At 48.6% G+C, this 24323-nt stretch carries 23 protein-coding genes; 15 read left to right on the top strand and 8 right to left on the bottom strand.

Annotated elements, in window-relative coordinates; all coding sequences use genetic code 11:
* Positions 1 to 20: 20 nt before the first annotated feature.
* From atpE to EXY25_RS17310, 9 genes are all read left to right on the top strand, one after another.
* Positions 21 to 251, top strand: coding sequence for a F0F1 ATP synthase subunit C (atpE, locus tag EXY25_RS17350; protein ID WP_114339277.1), 231 nt, complete (start codon positions 21 to 23; stop codon positions 249 to 251).
* A 48-nt stretch (positions 252 to 299) separates the two neighbouring features.
* Positions 300 to 770 carry a F0F1 ATP synthase subunit B gene (gene atpF, locus EXY25_RS17345; RefSeq protein ID WP_114339278.1) on the top strand — a complete coding sequence of 157 codons (471 nt, stop codon included), beginning with the start codon at positions 300 to 302 and terminating at the stop codon, positions 768 to 770.
* 15 nt (positions 771 to 785) lie between these two features.
* A complete protein-coding gene (gene atpH / locus EXY25_RS17340; RefSeq protein WP_114339279.1) occupies positions 786 to 1319 on the top strand; it encodes a F0F1 ATP synthase subunit delta in 534 nt (177 codons plus the stop codon).
* Positions 1320 to 1334: 15 nt separating this feature from the next.
* On the top strand, positions 1335 to 2876 hold the full coding sequence (gene atpA / locus EXY25_RS17335; protein ID WP_114339280.1) for a F0F1 ATP synthase subunit alpha: 1542 nt from the start codon (positions 1335 to 1337) through the stop codon (positions 2874 to 2876).
* Between the two features lie 41 nt (positions 2877 to 2917).
* Positions 2918 to 3781: a F0F1 ATP synthase subunit gamma gene (atpG, locus tag EXY25_RS17330; protein WP_114339281.1), complete on the top strand. Its 864-nt coding sequence runs from the start codon at positions 2918 to 2920 to the stop codon at positions 3779 to 3781.
* A 31-nt stretch (positions 3782 to 3812) separates the two neighbouring features.
* Positions 3813 to 5201, top strand: coding sequence for a F0F1 ATP synthase subunit beta (gene atpD, locus EXY25_RS17325; RefSeq protein WP_130567844.1), 1389 nt, complete (start codon positions 3813 to 3815; stop codon positions 5199 to 5201).
* A 32-nt stretch (positions 5202 to 5233) separates the two neighbouring features.
* Positions 5234 to 5656 carry a F0F1 ATP synthase subunit epsilon gene (locus EXY25_RS17320; RefSeq protein ID WP_114339283.1) on the top strand — a complete coding sequence of 141 codons (423 nt, stop codon included), beginning with the start codon at positions 5234 to 5236 and terminating at the stop codon, positions 5654 to 5656.
* A 236-nt stretch (positions 5657 to 5892) separates the two neighbouring features.
* Positions 5893 to 7263 carry a bifunctional UDP-N-acetylglucosamine diphosphorylase/glucosamine-1-phosphate N-acetyltransferase GlmU gene (glmU, locus tag EXY25_RS17315; protein ID WP_130567843.1) on the top strand — a complete coding sequence of 457 codons (1371 nt, stop codon included), beginning with the start codon at positions 5893 to 5895 and terminating at the stop codon, positions 7261 to 7263.
* A gap of 489 nt (positions 7264 to 7752) precedes the next feature.
* Positions 7753 to 9669 (top strand): hypothetical protein, encoded by a 1917-nt coding sequence (locus EXY25_RS17310; protein WP_130567842.1) that lies wholly within the window; start codon positions 7753 to 7755, stop codon positions 9667 to 9669.
* A 92-nt stretch (positions 9670 to 9761) separates the two neighbouring features.
* Here the strand turns inward: EXY25_RS17310 and EXY25_RS17305 are convergent, their stop codons facing one another.
* Positions 9762 to 10643 (bottom strand): transporter substrate-binding domain-containing protein, encoded by an 882-nt coding sequence (locus tag EXY25_RS17305; protein ID WP_130567841.1) that lies wholly within the window; start codon positions 10641 to 10643, stop codon positions 9762 to 9764.
* A gap of 257 nt (positions 10644 to 10900) precedes the next feature.
* Between EXY25_RS17305 and EXY25_RS17300 the strand changes: the two genes are divergently transcribed.
* The 3 genes from EXY25_RS17300 to EXY25_RS17290 all read left to right on the top strand — a co-directional run bounded on the left by EXY25_RS17300 (position 10901) and on the right by EXY25_RS17290 (position 12438).
* Positions 10901 to 11602 (top strand): pseudouridine synthase, encoded by a 702-nt coding sequence (locus EXY25_RS17300; protein WP_114339287.1) that lies wholly within the window; start codon positions 10901 to 10903, stop codon positions 11600 to 11602.
* Between the two features lie 64 nt (positions 11603 to 11666).
* Entirely contained in the window at positions 11667 to 11915 is a 249-nt protein-coding gene (locus tag EXY25_RS17295) for a DUF2960 family protein (RefSeq protein ID WP_114339288.1), read from the top strand.
* A 145-nt stretch (positions 11916 to 12060) separates the two neighbouring features.
* The gene (locus tag EXY25_RS17290) at positions 12061 to 12438 is read left to right on the top strand and encodes a hypothetical protein (protein WP_130567840.1); all 378 of its coding nucleotides are present in this window, start codon (positions 12061 to 12063) and stop codon (positions 12436 to 12438) included.
* A gap of 87 nt (positions 12439 to 12525) precedes the next feature.
* Here the strand turns inward: EXY25_RS17290 and EXY25_RS17285 are convergent, their stop codons facing one another.
* The 5 genes from EXY25_RS17285 to EXY25_RS18975 all read right to left on the bottom strand — a co-directional run bounded on the left by EXY25_RS17285 (position 12526) and on the right by EXY25_RS18975 (position 18729).
* Entirely contained in the window at positions 12526 to 13038 is a 513-nt protein-coding gene (locus EXY25_RS17285; RefSeq protein ID WP_114339290.1) for a MarR family winged helix-turn-helix transcriptional regulator, read from the bottom strand.
* A gap of 184 nt (positions 13039 to 13222) precedes the next feature.
* The gene (locus tag EXY25_RS17280) at positions 13223 to 14470 is read right to left on the bottom strand and encodes a glutamate-5-semialdehyde dehydrogenase (protein WP_114339291.1); all 1248 of its coding nucleotides are present in this window, start codon (positions 14468 to 14470) and stop codon (positions 13223 to 13225) included.
* Positions 14467 to 15573: a glutamate 5-kinase gene (gene proB, locus EXY25_RS17275; RefSeq protein WP_130567839.1), complete on the bottom strand. Its 1107-nt coding sequence runs from the start codon at positions 15571 to 15573 to the stop codon at positions 14467 to 14469. The genes EXY25_RS17280 and proB overlap by 4 nt, the downstream gene beginning before the upstream one ends.
* A 30-nt stretch (positions 15574 to 15603) precedes the next feature.
* Complete coding sequence (gene putP / locus EXY25_RS17270) at positions 15604 to 17100, bottom strand: sodium/proline symporter PutP (RefSeq protein ID WP_130567838.1); 1497 nt, start codon at positions 17098 to 17100, stop codon at positions 15604 to 15606.
* Positions 17101 to 17643: 543 nt separating this feature from the next.
* Positions 17644 to 18729 (bottom strand): bifunctional transcriptional activator/DNA repair enzyme AdaA, encoded by a 1086-nt coding sequence (locus EXY25_RS18975; RefSeq protein ID WP_130567837.1) that lies wholly within the window; start codon positions 18727 to 18729, stop codon positions 17644 to 17646.
* A 138-nt stretch (positions 18730 to 18867) separates the two neighbouring features.
* Here EXY25_RS18975 and EXY25_RS17260 point away from each other — a divergent pair, with 138 nt between their 5' ends.
* The 3 genes from EXY25_RS17260 (at position 18868) to EXY25_RS17250 (ending at position 21189) form a co-directional block, all read left to right on the top strand.
* Positions 18868 to 19635 (top strand): PepSY domain-containing protein, encoded by a 768-nt coding sequence (locus EXY25_RS17260; RefSeq protein WP_130567836.1) that lies wholly within the window; start codon positions 18868 to 18870, stop codon positions 19633 to 19635.
* A 128-nt stretch (positions 19636 to 19763) separates the two neighbouring features.
* A complete protein-coding gene (locus tag EXY25_RS17255) occupies positions 19764 to 20918 on the top strand; it encodes a GGDEF domain-containing protein (RefSeq protein WP_165419406.1) in 1155 nt (384 codons plus the stop codon).
* Between the two features lies 1 nt (position 20919).
* A complete protein-coding gene (locus EXY25_RS17250) occupies positions 20920 to 21189 on the top strand; it encodes a YihD family protein (RefSeq protein WP_114339296.1) in 270 nt (89 codons plus the stop codon).
* On the opposite strand, the gene EXY25_RS17245 is transcribed toward EXY25_RS17250, so the two are convergent.
* Entirely contained in the window at positions 21179 to 23182 is a 2004-nt protein-coding gene (locus EXY25_RS17245; RefSeq protein WP_130567834.1) for a sensor domain-containing diguanylate cyclase, read from the bottom strand. The genes EXY25_RS17250 and EXY25_RS17245 overlap by 11 nt on opposite strands.
* Before the next feature lie 110 nt (positions 23183 to 23292).
* On the bottom strand, positions 23293 to 24189 hold the full coding sequence (locus EXY25_RS17240) for a LysR family transcriptional regulator (RefSeq protein ID WP_130567833.1): 897 nt from the start codon (positions 24187 to 24189) through the stop codon (positions 23293 to 23295).
* Positions 24190 to 24323: the final 134 nt, after the last annotated feature.

The following is a 24323-nucleotide window of genomic DNA, read 5'->3' as shown; positions in this document are numbered from 1 at the left end:
GCTAATAACTGGAGATTAAGATGGACGTACTTGGCTTGAAATACATCGCTGTTGCTCTGATGATGGGCCTTGCAGCCCTGGGTACCGGTATCGGTTTCTCTATTCTAGGCGGTAAGTTCCTAGAAAGCTCTGCCCGTCAGCCTGAGCTGGCGCCACAACTGCAAGTAAAGATGTTCATCGTTGCAGGTTTGCTTGATGCGATTCCAATGATCGCAGTTGGTATCGGCTTGTACCTATTGTTCGCTGCATAAGCTAACTATTTCATTAATGCGAACAGCAGTGAATAAGGAGGATGTGTTGTGAGTATCAACGCTACCTTGTTTGGACAAATGATCGCTTTTGCGGTGTTCGTGTGGTTCTGCATGAAATATGTGTGGCCACCGCTGATAAGTGCGATCGAAGAACGTCAGAAGAAAATTGCTGACGGCCTTGCTGACGCTGAACGTGCTTCAAAAAGCTTAGAATTGGCGCAAAATAATGCCGCGGATAAGTTAAAAGAAGCTAAGCAGCAAGCCACTGAAATTTTAGAGCAAGCTAACCGTCGCAAAAATCAGATTGTTGAAGAAGCACAAACTGAAGCGCGCGGTGAACGGGAAAAAATCCTCGTTCAAGGGCGAGCTGAAATTGAAGCTGAACGAAATCGAGCACAGGAAGAACTGCGTAAGCAGGTCGCGGTACTGGCTGTTGCTGGTGCTGAGCGAATTCTGGCTCGTTCGATCGATAAGGCTGCTAATGCCGATATCTTAGATCAGTTGGCTAAAGAGCTGTAATAAGGGAGTGGCGACATGTCTGATTTGACTACGATTGCGCGCCCTTATGCTAAGGCAGCTTTTGACTTTGCTATTGAGAACAATACGCTGTCGGATTGGAACGAAATGTTAGCGTTTGCCGCTGCTGTTTCATCTGAGCCGCAGGTTTCAACATTACTGGCTGCTGCCGGTAATGCTGAAAAAGCAGCGGAGGTGTTTAACACTCTGTGCGACGAGCAACTCAACGAGCATGGTCGTAACTTGATCAAGGTAATGGCCGAAAACAAACGTCTTCAAGCACTACCAGAAGTGTTCCGCCTGTATCAGATTTTGAAAGCGGAGCATGAACTAGAGATTGACGTATACTGCACCTCAAACACCGATCTAGATGCTGCTCAAAAGCAAGCAATTAGTCAGGCAATGGCAGTACGTTTGTCACGTAAAGTTAAGTTGATTTGTAATGTAGACAGCACACTGCTTGGCGGTGTTGTGATCAAAGCTGGCGATTTGGTGATTGATAACACTATTCGCGGCAAGCTGGATCGCATGGCTGATTCATTACTGTCATAAACGGGAAAGCAGAGCATGCAACTGAATTCCAATGAGATCAGTGAGCTGATCAAAAAACGGATTGAGAAATTCGATGTTGCCAGTGAAGCCCGCAACGAAGGTACGATCGTATCTGTTAGCGACGGCATCATCAGCATCAACGGCCTAGCCGATGTGATGCTTGGCGAAATGATTGAATTGCCAGGCAATCGCTTTGCTATGGCATTGAACCTTGAGCGCGATTCTGTTGGCGCGGTTGTTTTGGGTTCTTATGAAGGTTTGGCTGAAGGTCAGATCGTTAAGGGAACAGGCAATATTCTTTCGGTTCCTGTCGGCCGAGGGTTGTTAGGCCGCGTTTTGAATGCCTTGGGTGAACCTATTGATGGTAAAGGCCCTGTTGAGCATGATGGTTACTCACCCATTGAGGTGATTGCACCGGGGGTTATTGAGCGTCAATCAGTTGATCAGCCTGTTGAAACAGGTTATTCAGCGATCGATTCGATGATTCCAATTGGTCGTGGCCAGCGTGAATTGATTATTGGCGACCGTCAAACCGGTAAAACTGCCATAGCAATTGATGCCATCATCAACCAAAAGCGTTCAGGTATTAAGTGTGTTTACGTTGCAATTGGCCAGAAAAACTCGACCATTGCAAATGTCGTACGTAAGCTCGAAGAGAACGGCGCTATGGAGTACACCACGGTGGTTGCGGCATCGGCTTCTGAAGCTGCTGCATTGCAATACTTGTCAGCCTACTCAGGCTGTACCATGGGTGAGTATTTCCGTGACCGTGGCGAAGATGCACTGATTATCTATGATGACTTGTCAAAACAAGCCGTTGCTTATCGTCAGATCTCTTTGCTGCTAAAACGCCCTCCGGGTCGTGAAGCCTACCCTGGTGATGTTTTCTATCTTCATAGTCGTTTGCTTGAGCGTGCAGCTCGTGTGAATGCTGACTACGTTGAGAAGTTCACTAATGGTGAAGTGAAAGGCCAGACAGGCTCATTGACTGCACTGCCAATTATTGAGACGCAAGGCGGCGACGTTTCAGCGTTCGTTCCAACCAACGTGATCTCTATTACCGATGGTCAGATCTTCCTTGAAACCGATTTGTTTAACTCAGGTATTCGTCCTGCGGTTAACCCAGGTATCTCGGTATCTCGTGTCGGTGGTTCTGCGCAGACCAAAGTGATTAAGAAACTAGGTGGTTCCGTTCGTACGGCTCTGGCACAGTTTCGCGAAGTTCAGGCATTTGCTCAATTTGCATCGGATCTAGATGATGCGACATTGCAGCAGCTTGAGCACGGTCAGCGAGTGACAGAGTTAATGAAACAGAAACAATATGCGCCTTACTCTACTGCGCTGATGGCTGTTTCGTTGTATGCCGCTGAGAATGGTTATCTCAAGGATATATCACTCGACAAAATCGGCGACTTTGAAGCGGCGTTGCACTCTTACGCGACTAGCGAGCACAGCAAGTTGATAGACACCATCAACGAAACCGGCGCATACAGCGATGATGTTGCCAGTGGTTTGAAGACGGTTCTTGATGGCTTCGTGGCTGGTCAAAGCTGGTAATACAGGTTTTTCTGTATTTCACTTTATACGAGGAGTGAGAGATGGCCGGTGCTAAAGAGATTCGAGGTAAAATTGCGAGTGTAAAAAGCACTCAGAAGATCACGAGTGCGATGGAAAAGGTAGCTGCTTCGAAGATGCGTAAGACGCAAGCTCGAATGGAAGCTTCCCGCCCTTATGCTGAAAGCATGCGCAACGTGATTGGGCATATTGCCCTTGGCAGCTTGGAGTATCGCCATTCTTATATGAATGAGCGGGAGACCAAGCGAGTTGGCTATTTGATCATTTCCACTGATCGTGGTTTGTGTGGTGGTTTGAACTTTAATTTGTTCAAAGAAGTTTCACAAAACATGAAAGAGTGGCAAGACAAAAATGTTGAAGTGGATCTGGCCTTAGTGGGCAGCAAAGCGGCAGCGTTCTTTGGTCGCCATGGTTGTAAGGTACTCGCTCAGACCTCGGGGCTGGGGGATGAACCAACGGTAAAAGAGCTGATTGGTACAGTCCGTGTCATGCTTGATGCCTACAACGAAGGCAAGATCGATCGTCTGTACTTGGTGTACAACCATTACATGAACACCATGTCGCAGAAGCCCAACATTAGTCAATTGCTGCCTTTGCCTAAATCGGATGATGAAGAGCTGATGAAGCACAAGTGGGACTATATCTATGAGCCAGATGCCAAAGTTCTGCTCGACAGACTTTTGGTTCGTTACATAGAGTCTCAAGTGTATCAAGGTGCGATTGAAAACCTCGCCTGCGAACAAGCAGCTCGAATGGTTGCGATGAAAGCCGCAACCGATAATGCGGGTAGTCTGATTGACGATCTACAATTGGTGTATAACAAAGCCCGTCAGGCGGCGATTACCCAAGAGTTGAGTGAGATCGTCGGCGGTGCAGCTGCTGTTTAGGTAGAGAAACGCAAGATTTAGAGGACAGATAATGAGCATAGGAAATATCGTCCGGGTGATCGGCGCCGTGGTAGATGCGGAATTTGCACAGGATGCAGTACCGCAGGTATACGACGCACTGGTTGTCACCGAGGAAGGTCAGAACAAAGACCTAGTGCTGGAAGTTCAGCAGCAGCTAGGCGGCGGTATCGTGCGTACCATCGCCATGGGTGCCTCAGAAGGTTTGAAACGCGGCCTTAAAGTTGAGAATACCAATGAGCCGATTAAGGTTCCTGTGGGAACTCAAACGCTTGGCCGCATTATGAACGTATTGGGCCAGCCTATTGATGAAGCAGGCCCCATCGGCGAAGAAGAGCAGTACGCGATTCACCGCCCTGCGCCAAGTTACGAAGAACAGTCAAGCTCTAATGACCTATTAGAAACAGGCATCAAGGTAATCGACTTGATTGCACCGTTTGCTAAGGGCGGTAAAGTTGGGTTGTTTGGTGGTGCAGGTGTTGGTAAGACCGTCAATATGATGGAGCTGATCAATAACATCGCAAAAGCACACAGTGGTTTATCTGTGTTTGCAGGTGTTGGTGAGCGAACTCGTGAGGGTAACGATTTTTATCACGAAATGAACGATTCCAACGTACTTGATAAAGTTGCGATGGTTTACGGTCAGATGAATGAGCCTCCTGGAAACCGTTTGCGCGTTGCGCTAACAGGTTTGACTATGGCTGAAAAATTCCGTGATCAAGGTAAAGATGTACTGCTGTTTATCGATAATATTTATCGTTACACATTGGCCGGTACAGAAGTATCAGCGTTGCTGGGTCGGATGCCTTCTGCGGTAGGTTATCAACCGACTTTGGCTGAAGAGATGGGTGTGTTGCAGGAACGTATTACATCAACCAAAACAGGATCGATTACCTCGGTTCAGGCGGTTTATGTACCTGCGGATGATTTGACCGATCCCTCTCCTGCAACCACGTTTGCGCACTTGGATGCGACTATCGTATTGAGTCGTGATATTGCTGCCCAGGGTATCTACCCGGCCATTGATCCATTGGACTCTTCATCACGTCAGTTAGATCCGTTGATTGTTGGCCAAGAGCACTACGAAGTTGCTCGTGGCGTGCAGACAACTTTGCAGCGTTATAAAGAGCTCAAGGATATCATCGCGATTTTGGGTATGGACGAGTTGTCAGAAGATGACAAAATGACCGTTTCCCGCGCGCGTAAAATCCAGCGCTTCTTATCGCAGCCGTTCCACGTTGCTGAAGTGTTCAACGGTGTACCAGGTAAACTGTGTTCACTGAAAGACACGATTCGCTCATTTAAAGCGATTCTTGCGGGTGAGTATGATCACTTACCTGAGCAAGCGTTTTATATGGTCGGTACCATAGAAGAAGCTGTTGAGAAAGCGGCTGATCTGTAATCATCCTCGTATAACAGAGTTAGGAGGATTTTATGGCTATGACGACACAGTTAGACGTTGTAAGTGCTGAAGCTGAAATTTTTAGCGGCCGCGTTGAGTTCTTGCAAGTCACTGGTTGGGAAGGTGAGTTAGGGATCCTTCCTGGTCATGCTCCACTATTAACCCGGTTAAAGCCGGGTATGGTGAAGCTGCGCAAGCAACACGGTGAGGAAGAGGTGTTTTACCTCTCTGGCGGCGTTTTAGAAGTGCAGCCAGGAACGGTAACCGTATTGGCTGATACGGTTATCCGCGCCGACGAAATTGATGAAGTTTCCGCTAACGAAGCGAAGCGCCGCGCAGAGGAGCATATTGCTAATCCGGGTGCAGACTTCGACTATGCGCAAGCAGCAAGAGAATTGGCGAAGTCGATTGCTCAACTTAAAGTGGCTCAATACAGCCGCAATAAGATAGGCTAGAGTTCTTAGTTGATTCAATAAAGCGACCCATTTGGGTCGCTTTTTTTATGTCTGTTAGAGAGCAATTAGACGTTTTGAGTAAAACAAATTCTCCAGTAGAGCTATTTGTGGACGGTTAGCGTGTACAACCATCTCGGTTAATACTGGGATGCGAACTGGAAAAGGCGACCTTAGGGTCGCCTTTTTTGTATACTTAATTCAATTTATTACTGAACTCGTCACTCTATGAGGACCTTATGTCACTGACTGTCGTCATTCTCGCCGCTGGTAAAGGAACGCGGATGCGTTCCAAACTTCCTAAAGTGCTACACCCGGTTGCTCACAAGCCGATGGTTCAGCATGTGATTGATGCCGCTGCAGGTGTCGGTGCCGAAAAAACCTGTTTGGTCTACGGACACGGTGCTGAACAGATTACGACAGCGCTGAAGGACCCTGATTTGGTATGGGTTGAGCAAGCTGAACAACTAGGTACCGGCCATGCGGTTGCGCAAGCTATCCCTCACCTTGCTGACAAAGATAAAGTCTTGGTGCTCTACGGTGATGTGCCGCTGATCTTGAGTTCAACATTGCAGCAACTGTTATCTGTACAACCTGACGGTGGTATCGGTTTATTGACAGTTAATCTGGATGACCCCAGCGGTTATGGTCGTATCCTGCGAGATAACGACGGCGGCGATGTCTGTGGCATCGTTGAACAGAAAGATGCTAGCCCTGAACAGCTCGCCGTGCGGGAAGTGAATACAGGCATTCTGGTGGCCAATGGTGAGGATCTTACCCGCTGGCTGAACAATCTGTCGAATGACAATGCTCAGGGGGAATACTACCTCACTGATATTATTGCCATGGCCTATGGCGAAGGTCGTAAGATAGCAACGGCGAACCCAGCTACTGCTATCGAAGTGGAAGGGGCAAATAACCGCCTGCAACTCGCCACTTTGGAGCGGGCGTATCAACAGCGAGCGGCAGAGCGGTTGATGACAGAGGGTGTGACACTGCGCGATCCGGCCCGCTTTGATCTACGTGGTGAACTGACTGCTGGTGAAGATTGCGTTATTGATATCAACGTCATTATTGAAGGCAAGGTCAGTCTTGGTAAAGGTGTGCAGATCGGTGCTAACTGCAGCTTGATTGATTGCGAAATTGGTGATCATAGTGTTGTGAAAGCTAACTCTATTATTGAGTCATCTTCGGTGGGAGAAGCTTGTTCCATCGGACCTTTTGGTCGCTTGCGTCCAGGTTGTGAAATGGCTAATGACAGCCATATCGGTAATTTTGTCGAGATGAAAAAAGTGCGATTAGGTGAAGGTTCAAAGGCCAACCACCTAACTTATCTTGGCGACAGTGAGATTGGCAGCGGCGTGAATATAGGTGCGGGTACTATTACCTGTAATTACGATGGCGCGAACAAGTTTAAGACCATCATTGGCGATAACGCCTTTATTGGCTCCGACAGTCAACTTGTAGCACCGGTCACAGTTGGTAAAGATGCGACAGTCGGTGCAGGTAGTACCATCACCAAAGATGTACCTGATGCGGCGCTGGCGATATCACGCAGTAAACAAGCACATATACCAGCTTGGCAACGGCCGGTTAAAATCAAAAAATAGTAGTATCTATAGCGTATTAAAGGGCAGCTATCAGCTGCCCTTTTTTGTTCAGGGGGGAACAGTAGTAAAGTGTCCTGCAATTCAATATTTCCCCTGCCGGTGGTAGTTGGCGCACCCTGCATTACAATTGTAAAACTGTTTTAATTATGGGTGTTTGTTCGCCAAAACCCTTATGGATAGCGTGACTCAATCAAGTGAGCGGAGCGCTCTGTCACGCTAACGCAGACAATCTTTATCAAATAGTAAACAGATTAGTTGTGGTGTGCTCTTATTGGGTAATTTGCTTACGAAAAACAATGTTGCTTGCTTTGGCTCGCAACAAAAGAAAAAACCACACAAAAATTAAGATAATCATTTGCACCGTCTTCTTTATGTAAATATATTCGACACTACTTACATATATTAAAAAACGCTGAAATTTTAACCAGTTAGACCGCCCTTGTGGGCGGTCTATTTACTCGTTTTTTAGCCGTTTGAGGAGTTGTCGTAGTGGCCTATGATTTTGGCAGTCTTAAATTAGGGATAAAAAACCCGTTTAAACAGGAAGGGATTATCAGCACCCTCGCTGGTATCGCGATCGTTGGTATTGGCCTTGGACCGCTGTTAAGTGTGGCGGGTGTGATCCAAGAAGATCGCACCCGTGCTTGGTTGTATGCTGGGCTCGGTTTGTTCCTGTTAGTGGTAGGCTTGCGTCGCGCCGGTCGTGGCTTGTTTCAGCTATTTCGTTTCTTCGTAGGGCGCTCGGTGCCAACCTCTTTGGCGTATAACTGTAATCCCAGTGAGCAAGATAACGCCAAAGCAGAACACCGATTTACCGCTTATGATGCTAAACAGCTCGAATCGATGTTGATGGGGCGTAAAAACACCACATTCACTGAGCCGCAAGGTTGGTTATCGCGGCTTCTACATAGCTTGATCCCCAGTCTGATCACCACTCCCTATCCGTTGCGTAATTTGGCGCAGGAGTTGTTTGGTGTACTGAGTGTCACCTTTACCGCCATTATTGCTTTTGCTGTGGCGTCTTTTGTATGTGCCACTGGATTAGCTGGTCCCGTTGGCGATCTGATCATGCCGCTGATGTCGGTTTTGCTGCTGGTTTATATGACGTTTGTATGGCGTGCGACCGGTTCGCGTTTGCAAAGTAACCAGATGGGGCGTTTGCAGGCAAAGGGGGCTGGTGGTCTGGCGCGTCTGCTTGGCTTCTCTATTTTGTTGCCGATCATTATTGGTTACGGCTATCAGCAATTGAACCTTGATTCCGAGCAGGCCGTGCAAGTTAGCCAGCTGTTTGAATTAGTGACGTTCAATGCTTGGCCGAATCTAAGTTATTTGGGGTTGATGGTGATCGTGGTGTTAGCTGCCACTGTGGTGCTGTTTATTGAGCGATTGAAGCTGTCTAATCCGACCACCGAAGTCAGTGAATACCGTGATAACTTGCAGGAGTCTATCCACCCGAATGAGATTTTTATAAACACTGAATCCATTGTGTTAGCTAACCGTCGGTACAACGAGATCCCTAATCGTACGTACCGAGCATTTGATCCGGCGCTGAATGATCAAAGTGAAGGTAAAGGCTCCTTTGGTGGTGAACTACTAATTGAAACCCAGCCTGCTTATCGCGAGCTGGAGCATTCTCCCTTATTTAAGTTGTGCCGGAGTGCCGCCACTTTGGTAGGACAGATATTGTTGGTGGTGGGGGTGGCGACGTTTGCCTCTGTCATCATGAATGGTTATGACGTCTATCTGCTGGCCGATTCAATGTTCTTTAATCAGTTGGTGCCTGCACTGCAAGGTGTCCGGGATGAAACCTTAGCACTAGAAATTGCAGCGCCGATCCTGACGCCGGTAGCCGATCAGATATCTGGTTTGATCACCTTGCTGTTTATCAGTCTGGCATCCACCGCTGCTGGACACATTCTGTCCCGTGGTGCCAACCTGTTCTGGGCTGAGATGCATTGGGACAGCTTGTTGATGTGGATGAAAATGGAAGGCACATACACTGAATCAAAAGTGTCTACCGGTATGTCTATTCACGACTCTACACGTTCTGAAAATGTGGTCGTACGTAGTTCAATAACACCGTGGATCATTAGTTCAAGGGTGCGTACTACTTGCTTTGCCACCAGCGGCAACTACAACCTTGAACTGCCTCGTTATATTCTCGAAATGCAGAAAAATGATGGGGAGCTGGCGGGGATAGTCGATGAAATTAAGTCGTTCTTACGTGGCCGTGAGAGTATTGCATCGATTACTAATGAGAATGATCTGGCCAACGCCAAGAATATTTATGATGTGAATCAGGCGAGCCGCACTCCGCTCGGCGCGCCGCAACAAAATGGCCAACTTAACATCGAAGAACAGGCTGCGCATCAACAGCGTCAGGAAGCGATAGAGCAAACTGATTAGCCGACAAACGGCAGTGTGTTAATTAGTTAAAGGCCTCGAGAGAGGCCTTTTTAGTTGGTGACGAGCAGGAAATTAGTGCCGTCTGGGGATACTTATTTCGCAGCAGGTTTAAGTGCTGGTGGGTTCGGTAGTTGCTGCATCCATGCTGAGCTCTTCAGCCATTTTGCTTGCATCAGTGTCAACATGCCGCTCTTTTCAATGGTATTGAAAAAATTGGTTATCAGATTGGCGAACTGTGGATCATTTTTGTTGATGGCAATCCCTAGTGGTTCTAGATTGAACGGTGGCTCTAAGGTCATCAGGTTGTCTTCTGGGAACATCAGTTGCGCCATCACACAAACTGGCATATCCGCTACCATGCCATCCGCCTCACCGTTGCGCAGCTTCTCCACCCCTTCGAGGTAATGATCTACTTCTATCAGCGTCGATTTTTTTAGTTTATTGCCAACGAAGTCAGCACTGGTAGAGCCTTTCAGTGCTACTACGCGATATTTCGCTTCGTTAATGTCATGGGGCTTGGCTAATTTTTCCAGCGTCGCTTTGGTGGTCAGAAGTGACTTACCGGATAGCAGGTAAGGGCCAACAAAATTGAAATTCTTGCTTCTTTCGAGAGTCACCGCCATACCTGAGATCACCATATCTACTTCGCCTTTTTCCAGGGCGGGTAGCAGTTCTGCAAATGGCTTGCGCACGATGGTTAATTTTACGCCCATCCCTTGGGCCAGGGTGCGAGCCAGATCTACATCCAGCCCTATGGCGACACCGTCTTTACTGATCACGTTAAATGGTGGTTGCTCTGCGGTCATACCGACGCGGATGATCTGATCCGCAATAATGCGGTCAATTGCTGATGCTGCTACGGATGTGGTGGTTTGTGCAGGGGCGCTTGTGTCGGCGGTGGTGCTGGCGCAGCTGACAATGAATGCCAGAACAATACCGATAGGTAAGATACGTTTAACGAGTTTACTCATCATGGTGTGGCTTCCTTTGCAAAGATTAGTACTGATGGTTTTAGTTGTAGCTTTGTTATCAACCTCTAAGTGTAGGAGATGATTGGAAAAACAGTGTCAGAATAAGAGTTTTATCTGTGTTACCGCCGTTGCAGTCGTCTTAGCCTAATAACGCGAGGCTCGCGGCGGCTGGGGTTTCTTTCGTGTTAGGTTTGGTATCTGTGCCAGATCGGCGATAATGGCTCTATCACTCCATTGTTGTGTCCAGATAGCCGTTTACTATGCGCCTAGATAAATACCTAAGTACTTATGCTGATTTAACCCGGTCACAGGCGAAACGCGCCCTCCATGCTGGCGAGGTGACCTGTAACGGTGAGCCTATTCGTAACCCCGGTTTTAAAGTGTCTGCGGATGATCATATCTCATTGGATGGCATGCCTCTTGATCCTGCGGGCGAGCGTTATCTTATGTTGCATAAAGCCGAGCAGACCGTGTGCTCCCATGTCGATGATGGTCATATGTCGATTTTTTCCCTGATGGAGATCACCCGTCCGGATAAGCTGCATGTGGCTGGGCGTCTGGACGCTGATACCACAGGTTTGGTTCTGATCACCGATGATGGCCAGTGGTCCCATGCCATCACCTCCCCTAAACGAGCGTGTCAAAAACGTTATCGAGTGTGGCTGGCTGAAGCGCTGACCGAGCAAGCTTGTCTGCAGCTGCAACAAGGGGTGATGCTGCATGGTGAAGAGCATCCAACCAGGCCCGCTGTGGTTGAGAAAGTGGCAGAAAGTGAATGTTTGCTGACCATCAGCGAAGGTAAATACCATCAGGTGAAACGCATGATGGCGGCCGTGGGTAACAAAGTGGTGGCGCTGCATCGCGAGCAGATTGGGGCGATTGAATTGGATGAGGAGTTGGAACCGGGTGAGTGGCGTTATCTGACTCCTGAAGAGGTTGCCTCGGTCGAGAAACGTTCGTGAATAAGACGAGCCTAATTATCTTTTTGACAGAACGTCCCTATTTCGGCTCGATGGAGATACGCTGATGGCACGACAGGTTAAATACAAGTTCAAGAAGCAGAGTAAGGTGATCCCGTTTGCTTTTGATAAGTTTAACGACCCCCATGAAGCGGTAGCCGCTGCGGAAGGGATCGATATCAGCGCTTTTCTGGCAATGGAGCAGCAGGTTGCAGCAACCACCAAGGAGAAATCAGCGATCAAAGATTTCCGGATAAAGAGCTTTGCCAAGTGGGGCATCACTGATGTTGGTTTTGTGCGTGATGAGGAAAGCTAACAGTTCACAATCGAATTAAGAACAGATGGTAAACAGTAACCAATATTTTGGTTACTGTTTAAGCCTTTCAGATCTAAGCATCGCGCTTTGTTCACGCCGGATTGAACTAATCTTAGAGGTAACTCAGCTAATCAGAGAGTGAGTTATGCCCATAGGCTCTGTATATGCCGCCGCGAGTTATCCGGTGTCGAATGTGACTGCCTCAACAACATCGGCCACACTCAACACAAATCAACCGCAGCCACCTCAGAATGACTTGCAACAACGGCAACAGATCCAACAGGCATCGGACATAGCAGCCGACCAACGCGTATCGGGAGATCCCGAAACATCCTCTGCGCTGATACAGTCGCAGGACACACAGGCGTCCGGCCTTGCTACAACCGACAACTCAAACTCTGGTGAAGCGGAGTCGATTGATGAAGCAGACTCTTATGACGTTTCCGACAGTCGACGAGCGGCAGGCGCCGCCCTGAATGAAGCGAATGTGGCGGCTCAGCCACGGATTGATCTCTTTGTCTGACTTTGTTATTTCAACCATTTAACGCCAAAGAAAGGTCACCTCGGTGGCCTTTCCTCTTTCTATGGGGGGCTTTAGCGGGTTGTGACGCTAGAGTGTGGTTTTGTCCGTCAAATGAGCTAACGTCGGTGCCGGGCGGTCGATGTCACCAATATCTAACACTGGCGCTGCATCGATATCTTCGGCATCCATCATGGTGGCTAAGCGCTGTAATGATGACAGGATCATGCTTTGCTCCCAGCTTTCCAGCTGTTTGAACTGACGAACAAAGCTCTCTTGCAGTGGTGCCGGTGCTGAAGCTATTTTTTCGTGCCCCTTTTCACTCAGGCTGACCATCACTTTGCGCCGATCATCCTCTGAGCGCTTTCGTGTTATCAGCTGTTTGGCCTCAAGTCGGTCCAGAATGCTGGTGATAGTGGCTTGACTTAAGTTTATCTCTTTGGCGATCTCGCGACTGATCATCGCCTGTTTGTTTTTCAGTGCTTGCAGCACCAATAACTGTGGCGATGTTAAACCTGAGGTCTTATTTAGGTATCTGGAGTGCAGATCGGTCGCACGCATTAGCCGTCGTAAAGAGGTCAGTACTTGTTCGTAGTTTTCCATGGTGTGACAGATACCCCAGTCATAATTGGCCGATTATATGCGCTGATCTTTTACTGCGATAGCTGCGATTAAGTGACATGACTAATTAAATCGATCTAATGCGTTTTCGTATGTATGAATGGCGCCAGCTATGTTGCTAACGCCATCTAACACAGGCTTCAAATAGAGTGAGCAGAGCGCCGACTTAGGTGCGGATCTGTCCGCTACCGTTGACCAGAAACTTCTCGGTGGTCAATGAATCAAGTCCCATCGGCCCATATGCATGAAGTTTGGTCGTGGCGATACCAATCTCTGCGCCTAATCCCAGTTCGCCGCCATCAGAGAATCGTGAACTGGCATTGACCATCACCACCGAAGCGTCAACTTGTTGTTGGAACGCTTTCGCAGCTTCTGGTGACTGGGTGCATATCACTTCAGTATGTTTACTGCCGAAACGGTCAATATGTTCGATAGCTTGATTAAGGTTATCGACGATCTTTATCGCGATTTCGAGACGGAGGTACTCTTCACCGAACTCATCATCTGCTAACACATTTGCTTGCTCGAAGTAGGCGGCGGCGCGCGCGCAGCTATTCACTGTGACACCCAATTCTTTCAGTGTGTTGGCAACCAAAGGGAGAAACTTCTCGGCAATAGACTCATCTACCAGCAAGCATTCCAGGGCGTTACAGACACCTGGACGTTGCACTTTACCGTTGAGGAGAAGTTCCAGTGCTTGTGCCGGCTCCGCTGATTCGTCAACGTAGAGGTGGCACACCCCTTTAAAGTGCTGGATCACGGGGACTTTACTGTGCTCTGTAACGAAATTAATTAGGCCTTCGCCGCCGCGCGGGATCACTACGTCGATAGTGTCACGCTGTTGGAGCAGTTCCAGCATGATCTGGCGATCGGTATCAGGAACCACAATAACTGCTTCTTTCGGCAAACCAAACTCCACAAGCACATCTCTCATGATGTTAGCGATGGCCAGGCTGGTTTGCAGTGCTTCTTTACCGCCACGCAGAATAATGGCGTTACCAGATTTCAAGCACAGCGCTGCCGCGTCAGCCGTGACGTTGGGTCGCGCTTCAAAAATCATACAGATCACGCCGAGTGGCACGCGTACTTTGTCGACACTGATGCCACTAGGTTGCTTGCCCAGATGGCGCTTTTGGCCAACGGGGTCGGGTAAGGCGGCTACTTGACGTAGTCCATCGACCATTGCGTCGACACGTTCTGCTGACAGTGTCAGGCGGTCGATAAAGGCATCATCGTAGTCACCGTTTTGGGCATTGCCGACTTCGATGCCATTGGTAGTAATGATGGCATTTTGATGCTGGTGGATCGCGTCAGCCATCGCCAGAAGAATGCTGTTTTTCTGTTCTGTTGTTAGTAGTGCAATAGCTTTGGCGGCTTTGGCAGCTTGGGCTGCGAGAAGAGTAGCGATGCTCATTGGGTCTCCAGAATGGCAAAGTGATGATTGGAAATAATGGGAGTCTTATCGACCGTTAGCGCAAGCAGCGCGTCTCCAGATGATTCACGGGTGATTAAACTAAGAACACAGCTACTGTGCTGGGTGGTGGCTTTGGCGAGCTTTGTGCCATTCTTCGCCCGGATCAGAATGGTATCACCACTGGAGAAGTCGCCTATCACATCCAATATATCGGTGTGCTTTAACTCTTTTCCGCCCGCTAGCAAACGTGACTCAGTACTATCACAGACAATGATTTCACCCTGCGCCTGTGACGTGTGGGTCATCCAGTGACGTCCATCCTGCAGTGGCGTCTCATGGGGCAAAAAGACGGTGCCAGGATTGCGCCCGTTCTGCAGATCATACATCGCTTGCTCAGAGGAGCCATTGACGATGTAAGTACGAACACCACTGGCGGTGGCTTTCTCTGCCGCTTCCAGCTTGGTGCGCATACCACCGGTGCCGACATCAGTATTTGAATCTCCCGCCATCGCCAGCACGGTATCATCGATTTTTTCGACCTGCTCTATCTTCTCTGCATCAGCATGCAACTGCGGGTTTTTGTTGTACAGACCGTCAATATCAGAGCAAATAATCAGTGCATCAGCAGACACGGCGGAAGCGATCATGGCCGCGAGATTATCATTGTCACCCACCTTGAAGGCGTCTGTGGTAACCGCGTCATTTTCGTTTACGACCGGCAAGATATCATTGTCCAGTAGCTCAAACGCTGTCTCTTTGATGCTGCGATAACGCTCTCTGTCTTGCAGATCGTTTTGGGTTAATAGCAGTTGGGCTGTTGGAAAATCAAACAGTCGTTGCCACGCAGCCATCATCGCCATCTGACCGGTCGCGGCCATGGCTTTTTTCAGTGCTGGAGCGGCATTTGCTGTGCTCTTGAATGATTCTGCACCCGCCGCGACAGAGCCGGAGGAGACCAGTACCACCTGACAGCCATTTAGCCGGCAATGGACGATAAACTTGGCAATCGATAGCAGATAACGTGAGCTGCAACCCTTGCGCGTTGGCGCGATAAGGGCACTTCCCACTTTAATGACGACTCGTTGCCATGGTAACTCTGACAAAATAGATCCTTATTCGTTTAAACGATATGGTTATCGAGCGAGAGCAAGTTCTTGTTGAACTTGATCGAAAGTTTTAAGTACTTGCTCATTCGGTTGCGCGCTCAGTCGGCTGACGATGATGATAGAGAGTGTGGCAACAATGAACCCAGGCACGATTTCGTAAACCAGGCTGCTTAATGTGGCACCGTCAGCAAGGAGCGGCACATGGCTCCATAACAGTACAGTGACGGCGCCGGAAATAATGCCGGCAATAGCACCGTGGTAGGTCATCTTTGGCCAAAACAGGCTTAACAGCACTAAGGGGCCAAAGGCTGCGCCAAATCCTGCCCAGGCATTACTGACCAGATTAAGGATGGAGTTTGTGCTGTCCATAGCAAGCAGTGTTGCCACTATTGCAACGATAGCGACACAAGCGCGCCCCATCAGTACAGCTTGCTTTTGGCTCATCTCCTTTTTTGTCAGCGCGACAAAAATATCTTCGGTCAATGAGCTTGACGAAACCAACAGCTGCGATGAGATCGTACTCATGATCGCGGCAAGAATGGCCGCCATCAAAAATCCACTGATGTAGGGGTGGAACAGGATCTCGGAGAAAACAATGAATATGGTTTCGGGATCATCTAGCTGCAAGTTGAACTTACTGACATAGGCGACACCGATAAGCCCTGTGGCCACGGCGCCCACGATGGTCACCAGCATCCAGCTCATCCCTATATTCCGCGCCGTTGATATCTCAGACACAGAGCGGATCGCCATAAAGCGGACGATAATGTGGGGTTGTCCAAAGTAGCCAAGGCCCCAAGCAAGACTTGATATCACACCCAATACGGTGACTTGCGTCAGCATGCTGCTGAAATCAGGGATGGTATTTGCTGTCTCGCTTAATACCTCTGCGCCGCTATTGAAATACTGGTAAGCAACGACAGGCACCAGCACCAGAGCGATAAACATGATACAGCCCTGAACAAAGTCAGTCAGGCTGACAGCAAGAAAGCCACCCAGCAGTGTGTAGGCCACAACAACGCCCACGGTGATGATAATGCCTAGAGAGTAATCCAAGCCTAAAGTCGCTTGAAACAGTTTGCCTCCTGCGACCAAGCCCGACGAAGTGTAGAGAGTAAAAAACAGAATAATGACGATACCGCTGGTGATCTGCAGGGCGCTGTGTTTGCGGCCAAAACGCTCACCAAAAAATTGCGGCAGCGTCAGCGCATCGTTAGCAGCTTGGGTGTATACCCGTAATCGTGGTGCTACTAGTTGGTAGTTAGCCCAAGCGCCGAGTACCAGGCCGAACGCGATCCATAGGGTTTCATAACCCATGACAAACATGGCTCCGGGTAAGCCCATTAACATCCAACCGCTCATATCGGAAGCGCCGGCAGAGAGCGCTGTGACCTGTGGGCTGACCTTACGTCCACCCAACATGTATTCAGACAGATCGCTGGTGGACTTACGATAGGCAAACAAACCTATCAACAGCATGGCGATGAAATACACGGCCAAAGCGATGGCTTTCTCGAAAGACATTAAGAAACCTTATTTATTAGAGTTCGAACCAATTTCTGTGTGGCGAGAGAGGGCGGCGGGAATAATGCAGACACCAATAATTAGCCAAAAACAAACATTTTCAAGCGTTTGTTGGCCTATCTTGTTTATGTAAGCCTTGATTGATAAGACTTTGCGACTGCTCATTTAATACCTTTTAGTGATTAGTTTAGTAAATGTATGTGTACTAATCATTGTCAAGGTTAAACAATGAGCGAAGTAGTTTCAACAGTTTAATTTCTTATGAAAAACAGGGGTTTTTGGTAAACTGTTGAAACGTAAGGCTTAAGTGGGTTTGTGTGGTTGCTTTTTAAAACGGGCTTTATTAAATGCTAGCTGCATTGTGGCCGTTTGACAGTTCAAAACAGCGTCATAATGAATAAGTTCAGTGCACTTTTCCCTCTTGATTAAGGAAAAAGTGCTTTGTATTCGATTGAATATCTGTGATCTGTTCGGCGCTATTTATATATCCTCGCTAAAATTACGCTGTGGTGCTTTTGTTGCGTAGCAACGAGGGGCAATGGCTTAGGCCATTTCCGCCAGTAACACACCTTCTAAATTCAATAAAAAACGCTTGCGTGGTAATCCGCCGCCATACCCTGTTAGTGCGCCATTGGCACCGATCACTCGGTGACAAGGTACCAAAATAGCCAGCATGTTATCGCCGTTGGCCTTCGCTACTGCGCGGGTGGCTGTCGGTTGACCTATTGCCTGTGCCTGTTCGCTGTAGCTTCGTGTCGTACCACTGGGAATGGTCATCAATTGCTGCCACACGCGTTGTTGAAAAGGTGTCCCGTTCATCACCAATGGCAGATCAAACTGTTTGCGCTGGCCACTGAAATACTCATCCAGTTGCTGCTTTAACGGGCCAAATAGTGGGTGGTCACCGGGGGCAAATACGCCGTTCATTCGTTTGGTTAAGCGTTTTAGTTGGGTGGCCAGCATCCAGCGGTCTACGAACTCCAACAGACAGATCCCCTGCTCTGTTGCGCCAGCTAGTAACGGCCCTATGACCGTAGGGATCCTAGTTAGCGTGATCAGGGTTTTGTCACCGGTTTTTGTCGGTGGTAGGTCAAACTGCTTTTTAAACGCCTGCTGAAACCCGCTGAGCGACTCATAACCCAAAGAGAATGCTGTATCGATTACTGATTGGGTATCAGTGTTATCGTAGCTGAGCTGGCCCAAGGCTTGCCCCATTTTTGTGGCACGTTGGTAGGCCTGAAAGCTCATCTTGTGGTGTTTTTGAAACCAGCGCCGCACTCGCTCTGGCGATATCCCCATCTGCTTTAGATCGAAATCTTTGAAGCGGATGTCGGGCTGTTGGTGAAGTCGTTCCAACAGTGGTTTTAACCATTCCGGTGGACTGTCTGCAGGGGCTAATGGTCGGCAAATTTTGCACGGGCGAAAACCACTGTTGGCAGCCAGAGCTGCATCGGCAAAGAAAGCGATATTCTCCCGCTTGGGTGTTTTGGCTCGACAACCAGGGCGACAAAATATCCCTGTGGTTTTAACACCAATAAGAAACTGACCCTCATAGCGTGTATCACGATCACAGATCGCCTGATACATCTCATCTTCAGACAGTGTGAGTTCATTTAACGGCTGGTTCATGGTGAGATGCTCGTTCGGGCTGCGGTTTGATACAGGCACTGTAGCCGATCCTATGTTTAGCCAACACCGAAAAATCGACAACTAATTTGGCACGTCACTTATCTGTAAAAATAGGCTTGGATTTAGCGGCTGGTTGGGATGCGTATTCGATCGATGGTGATGCTAAAAACGGAGGCACATAAGGTGCGGGCGAAAACCAAATCTTTGATTCGGAAAATCCATAAATGGCTTGGTTTAGTATTGGGTTTGCAGTTATTGCTGTGGATTTTAGGTGGCTTGTATATGAGCGCCATGCCTATCGATACTGTACGGGGACGAGATCTTGCCAGTTCACCGGCAGCAATCGCGGTGCCTGACACACTGTTCCATGTGGAACAATTGCTAGAAAATCATTCACTTCTATTAGGTGATCTTAAATTGCTGCAACTGCGCCCCTGGCTTGACCGGTGGGTATATGAGTGGGTAGATCAGAACGGCGTTAAACTATTTGATGCATCTACTGGTGGGCTATTGTCGCCGCTTAGTGATGGGTTGGTTCGAGATGTCGCTAATCAAGACTATACGGGCGCAGGCCGGATTGTCAGCGCCAACCTTCTTACTGCACTGCCTTGGGAGGTGGCAAGTAGAGGTCAGCCACTATGGCAGGTTAAGTTTGATGATAGTCGTGGGACGCACCTTTATGTCGATCCGGACAGTGGCAAGGTGGTTGCCCGTCGTAATACCCAGTGGCGCATTTTTGATATTTTGTGGCGGGCACACATCATGGACTATACGGAGGGAGAAGATTTTAATAATCCGCTGCTCATCGTGTTTGCTGCTACGGCATTGATTTTTACCTCCTCGGGTCTCTGTCTACTGTACCTCTCTATCAAGTGGCGCCGTCGTCGAATGCACTCCGCACTGTAATGCGAATTAATATCTAACTCGCTTCACGAATGTTCACCTAATAACAAAAACCCGTAGGTCGAGCAGCTACACTATGTTGGATATGAACATTTTGACTAAGCGCTAAGCTTGTCTCCACGGAGTTGATGATGGCAGACAACCAGCAGCGTGTTGCACTAGAAAAAGTGCGTCAGCTGTATCTGTACTATCGCTATTCTATGCCTGTGAACGTGGCTATCGCCCTGACTTGGGGAGCTGTACTGTATGGCTACGTGCCGGATCAGCAATTACTGGCTTGGAACTCATTGGTTATAGGTGTGGTTGCCGCGCGCATGCTGCATAGCCGGCGCCGTACCTTACAGGGGTTCACCTTGCCTGCTCGCCGACTCGAATGGGAGTTTTCAATCGGCTCAGCTTTGATGGGTTCTCTTTGGGGGGCTGCATCGTGGCAGTTTCTGCCTGCGTTACCCGGTTTTTACCAAGCCTTTTTAGTGATCACCGCTTATGGCTTGGTTAGTGGTGGCTTCGTTTCTATGATCACCTCGCGCCTCTCTTTCAACCTGTTTGCTTGGCCGACGATTCTGCCACCCTTAGCTGTGCTGGCTGGTGGCAATTTGGAGATGCAGCTACCCGCTTTTGGGCTAGTGTTGTTTGCTGGCTTCTTTATCTTTTCTACCTACCCGCGGATGGCGCGCCATGTTGAGATGGGCATTCGTAGCAATATCAAAAATGAATTGTTGGTGGAGGACCTCCGTTGTGCCAATGAGAAGATCACAGCGATGTCGTTACAGGATGCATTAACCGGCATCAGTAACCGCAGAGCCTTAGATCAGCATTTGGATGAGCACTGGCGTCTTGCGGCACGGCATAAAGATCATATTGGTTTGATCATGATAGATGTCGACAAATTCAAAGACTATAACGATGAGTTAGGACATCTTGCCGGAGATAAATGTTTGCAAATAGTGGCGCAAGCCATTGCTAGCTTTAGTCGTCGTCCGGCTGATATGGCTGCACGTTATGGTGGCGAGGAGTTTGTTTTGTTACTGCCCGACACTGAGCAAAGTGGTGCTGAGTTGTTGGCTGAAGAGGTTCGCGCGCATATCGAACAACTTGCCTTGTCTCACCCCACGGTCGCTGGTGGCGTAGTGACGGTCAGCTGTGGTGTTGCCGTGACCGAGGTGTCATCAGATCTTTCTTACGATGTTTTAATTAAAGCCGCTGATAATGCACTGTACAGCGCAAAGAATAAGGGCAGAAATAGGGTAGAATTAGCACCAGAATTGATAAAATCTGGAGAGTGAGATGAACGATCACCGCATTTCTGAGCTGCTAGAGTTGCTAGAACCTTATTGGAAAAAACAGGGGCAACTGAATCTGACCGAACTACTGGCGCAGATTGCCGCTGCCGCCGGGCACACATCGGGTCTGGAAACCCTGACTGATGACGTTGTCTTCTATCATCTGAAGATGGCTCTGTCTGATAAAGACGCGATGATCCCTGGCATTGCCAAGGACTGTGAAGATGACTTTAAAACCGCCATCCTCAAAGCCCGTGGTGTGATTAAAGAGTGACAGTACTAACCCCGCCAATGAGGTTAGTTGTGTTATCAACCCGCTGACAGTCATCAGACATCACCCTGTTTCGACCTAGTGCTTTAGCCTGATACAGGGCGATATCTGCCCGTCGATAAAGCTCTGTCTCTGGCATGTTGGCTTGATAAGCCACAACGCCGATACTCATGGTCACTTTCGGGACTATGTTGGCGTGCTCAATCTCGTTGCGTAACCGTTCGGCGACAGAAATTGCCGCCGAGATCTCGGTGTGTGGCATCAGCACGGCAAACTCCTCACCCCCCAGGCGGGCAAAGAAATCTGTTTCACGTAGCAATGGATGGATATGGGAAACAACTGTCTTGAGTACTTCATCGCCCACATCATGGCCGTGGGTATCGTTAACGGCTTTGAAATGGTCGAGATCGAGGATGGCCAAGCAAAACTGGTTGTTGGCGTAGCGATCCGCTATTCGACTTAATCGGTTTAACTCTTCATCAAATCGGCGACGGTTATAAGCACCTGTTAACGCATCGGTGTTAGATAGTTTGACCAGTTGGCTTTCTAATCTTTTTTGTTTGGTGATGTCGATAAAATTAGCCACATAGTAGTCGACGTTTTGTTGACCCTTTCCGCTATGGATCGCGCTGGCTTCAAGCCAGATATTCAGTGTTCTGCCATCTGCGCAGATACAACGCATCTCCCCTTGCCAGCGCCCATGGTTGGCAATAATGCTCTTTACGGACCCTTGGAATTCTTCAAATGATTGGTTTATAGCTTCAAACATCTCCGGCACCTTCTTAACGATGTCACCGCTTTGATAGCCGGTGAGTTGTTCAAATGCTCGGTTAACGCCTACCAAACGGTTATTCTGATCGGTGATGATGACGGAAGACATGCTACTGATGGCCGATAACATCAGCTTTTGGGTTTTGAATCGGGTCAGCCAGCGCTGTAACCACAGTGAAGCCACAATACTGATGGACAAGATCAGCGCGAGGCGAAGTAGCCATGAGCTATTGGCTGTGCTGATTGCTTCATGGGTAGCCAATTGAATGTCGTTGTCTCGGATATGCGTCAGAATAAGCAGGCGTTGGGTGGAGTGAGGCATTAAGCGTTGGCGCAAGTTGAAGTTCACCCAGCGATAGGTCAGGTAACCCTTGTCTAGGCGAAGCACACCTTCACTATCTGCTTGCATCTTCTGCCATGTGTTGTTGTCGCTCAGCGCTAAGCTAAATTTTTGTCGTGAAGGGAGGACGTGACCGTAAGCATGTGCCGGATCTTCACTGCGGATATAGTGGCCATCATTGGTCATAACTTCGATGGATAACTGATTAACCCTCTCCTGTTCATCAATTAAACTCATTACCTCTGACATATCCAGATTGAACAGCACATAGCCTAAACGTTGACCATCAATGGTTAATGGGGTGATCACCCTGCCCGCCTGTTTCAGGGGACGTACAATCTGACCAAATTCTGATTCTACATCGAAGGCGATCACCGCCACTTCACTAGGTTTGAGGTTTTTTGCTTCCAGCATATAAGGGCGGTTGCCTTTATATTGAAGCTTGTTGGCAACGGTGGCCTCGCCAGATTCTGCGTTGTAGTTGATCCGGATCTTTTCCATTCCCTGGGGGTCGACGAAACGTATCTGTGTATACAGGCCAGAGTTTTGTGACAACAAAATCCATTGCTGTTCTACGATTTGGCGCATCTCCGCTGAGTGAGTTTGGGCATAGTGCTTTAGTGGTGAATTCTCAGCGAGTAAGCGGATGCTGTCTTCAATATGTTGGAACTTCTGCTGCAGGATCTTTTCCAGCAACAATTGTCCTTTGAGCGCTGCTTGTTTGGCGACGGTTGTGCGTTCAGATATCAGGCTCTGCTTATGCCAGTGGTAATTATAGTAAGACGCCACCGACAGAATGGTTAGAAAGCCCAGCAGCAGAGGCCAAAGGTAGGGCGTGAGCTTTTTACACTGTGTGGTTAACAGCAGTTCGTGGTTATTTTTCATGGTAGCTCAAGTGCTTCATTGGCTTAGCAAGGAGCGGCGATCTTACGCGCAACCAGTTGCTTGAAAAATAGCCGTTTAGGTATGCTGCTATTCAGTAATTGAATACCTTGCTATCGGTATGAAGAAAAGAAGTTCATCAGGGCATCAATAAACACCCGCTCTTTTGGTGGTTGATACTGCCTGCCACGATAGATGACATAAATGGTTTGCACGGTGCTGAAGTCGTGCTGGAATACTTTCACCAATTTGCCCGAAGTGACTTCGGCTTTGACTTGGGGCTCAGCTAACCAAATCACACCACGGCCATTGAGCGCAGCAAGTACGGCCAGGTTGCCTGTATCAACGGTAATGGCGCCTGTGACGTCTAGTGGGAAGCTCTTATCATCTTCGATGTAAAACCATGACTCGGGCTTACCGGGGGCAAATAGAATGCGTATACAAGGGACACCAATAAGTTCTCTTGGATGGTTAAACGGCCCATATTTCTCGATAAACGCGGGTGTTGCATAATAGTCTCTGGCAACGTTACAAAACGGGCGCGCCACCAGTTGTTCGTCTTTGGGAAGTGAGAGGTGTAATCGCAGATCCACGTTAAGGGGGGCATCCCCCTCTCTTAGCGTAATGGTGTTTATACCCAATGATATGTCTGGATAGTCAGCGGCGAACTGATGCTCAAACTCGCCTAAAAACATCATTGCTATACCAGGGAGTGTTTCTATCTCAAGGTGACCACTGGGGCGACTGCGGCTGCCTTCTGCAAACTGTGCGGCATCTTTGTGTGCGGATTGGATCCGTTTTGCATGATCGAGAAAAGCGCGGCCAAACTCGGTGAGCTGAATATGACGCGCCTTACGGTCGAACAAACGTAGCCCTAACTCATCCTCTAGTTGTTTTATTTGCCGACTGACGGTGGGTTGTGGCACATGATGTTTATCTGATACTGCAGTGAAGCTGCCAAGTTCGGCAACGGCGAGAAAAAATTGGATCTGTTCAATTCTAAATGACATGACTAAGGGGGCAACGGGTTGTTATCCACAGCTTAGTCTAGGGGATATGATTATTCACTAATTGAATTTTAGATAAAAGAAAGCTCGGGGATCACCCGAGCTTTTAAAAAGGCTTTTGGCCCATCTCCAGGGTG

Source organism: Corallincola spongiicola, assembly GCF_004284785.1.
GTDB lineage: Bacteria > Pseudomonadota > Gammaproteobacteria > Enterobacterales > Neiellaceae > Corallincola > Corallincola holothuriorum.
This window is presented reverse-complemented; position numbering and strand designations above follow the sequence as displayed.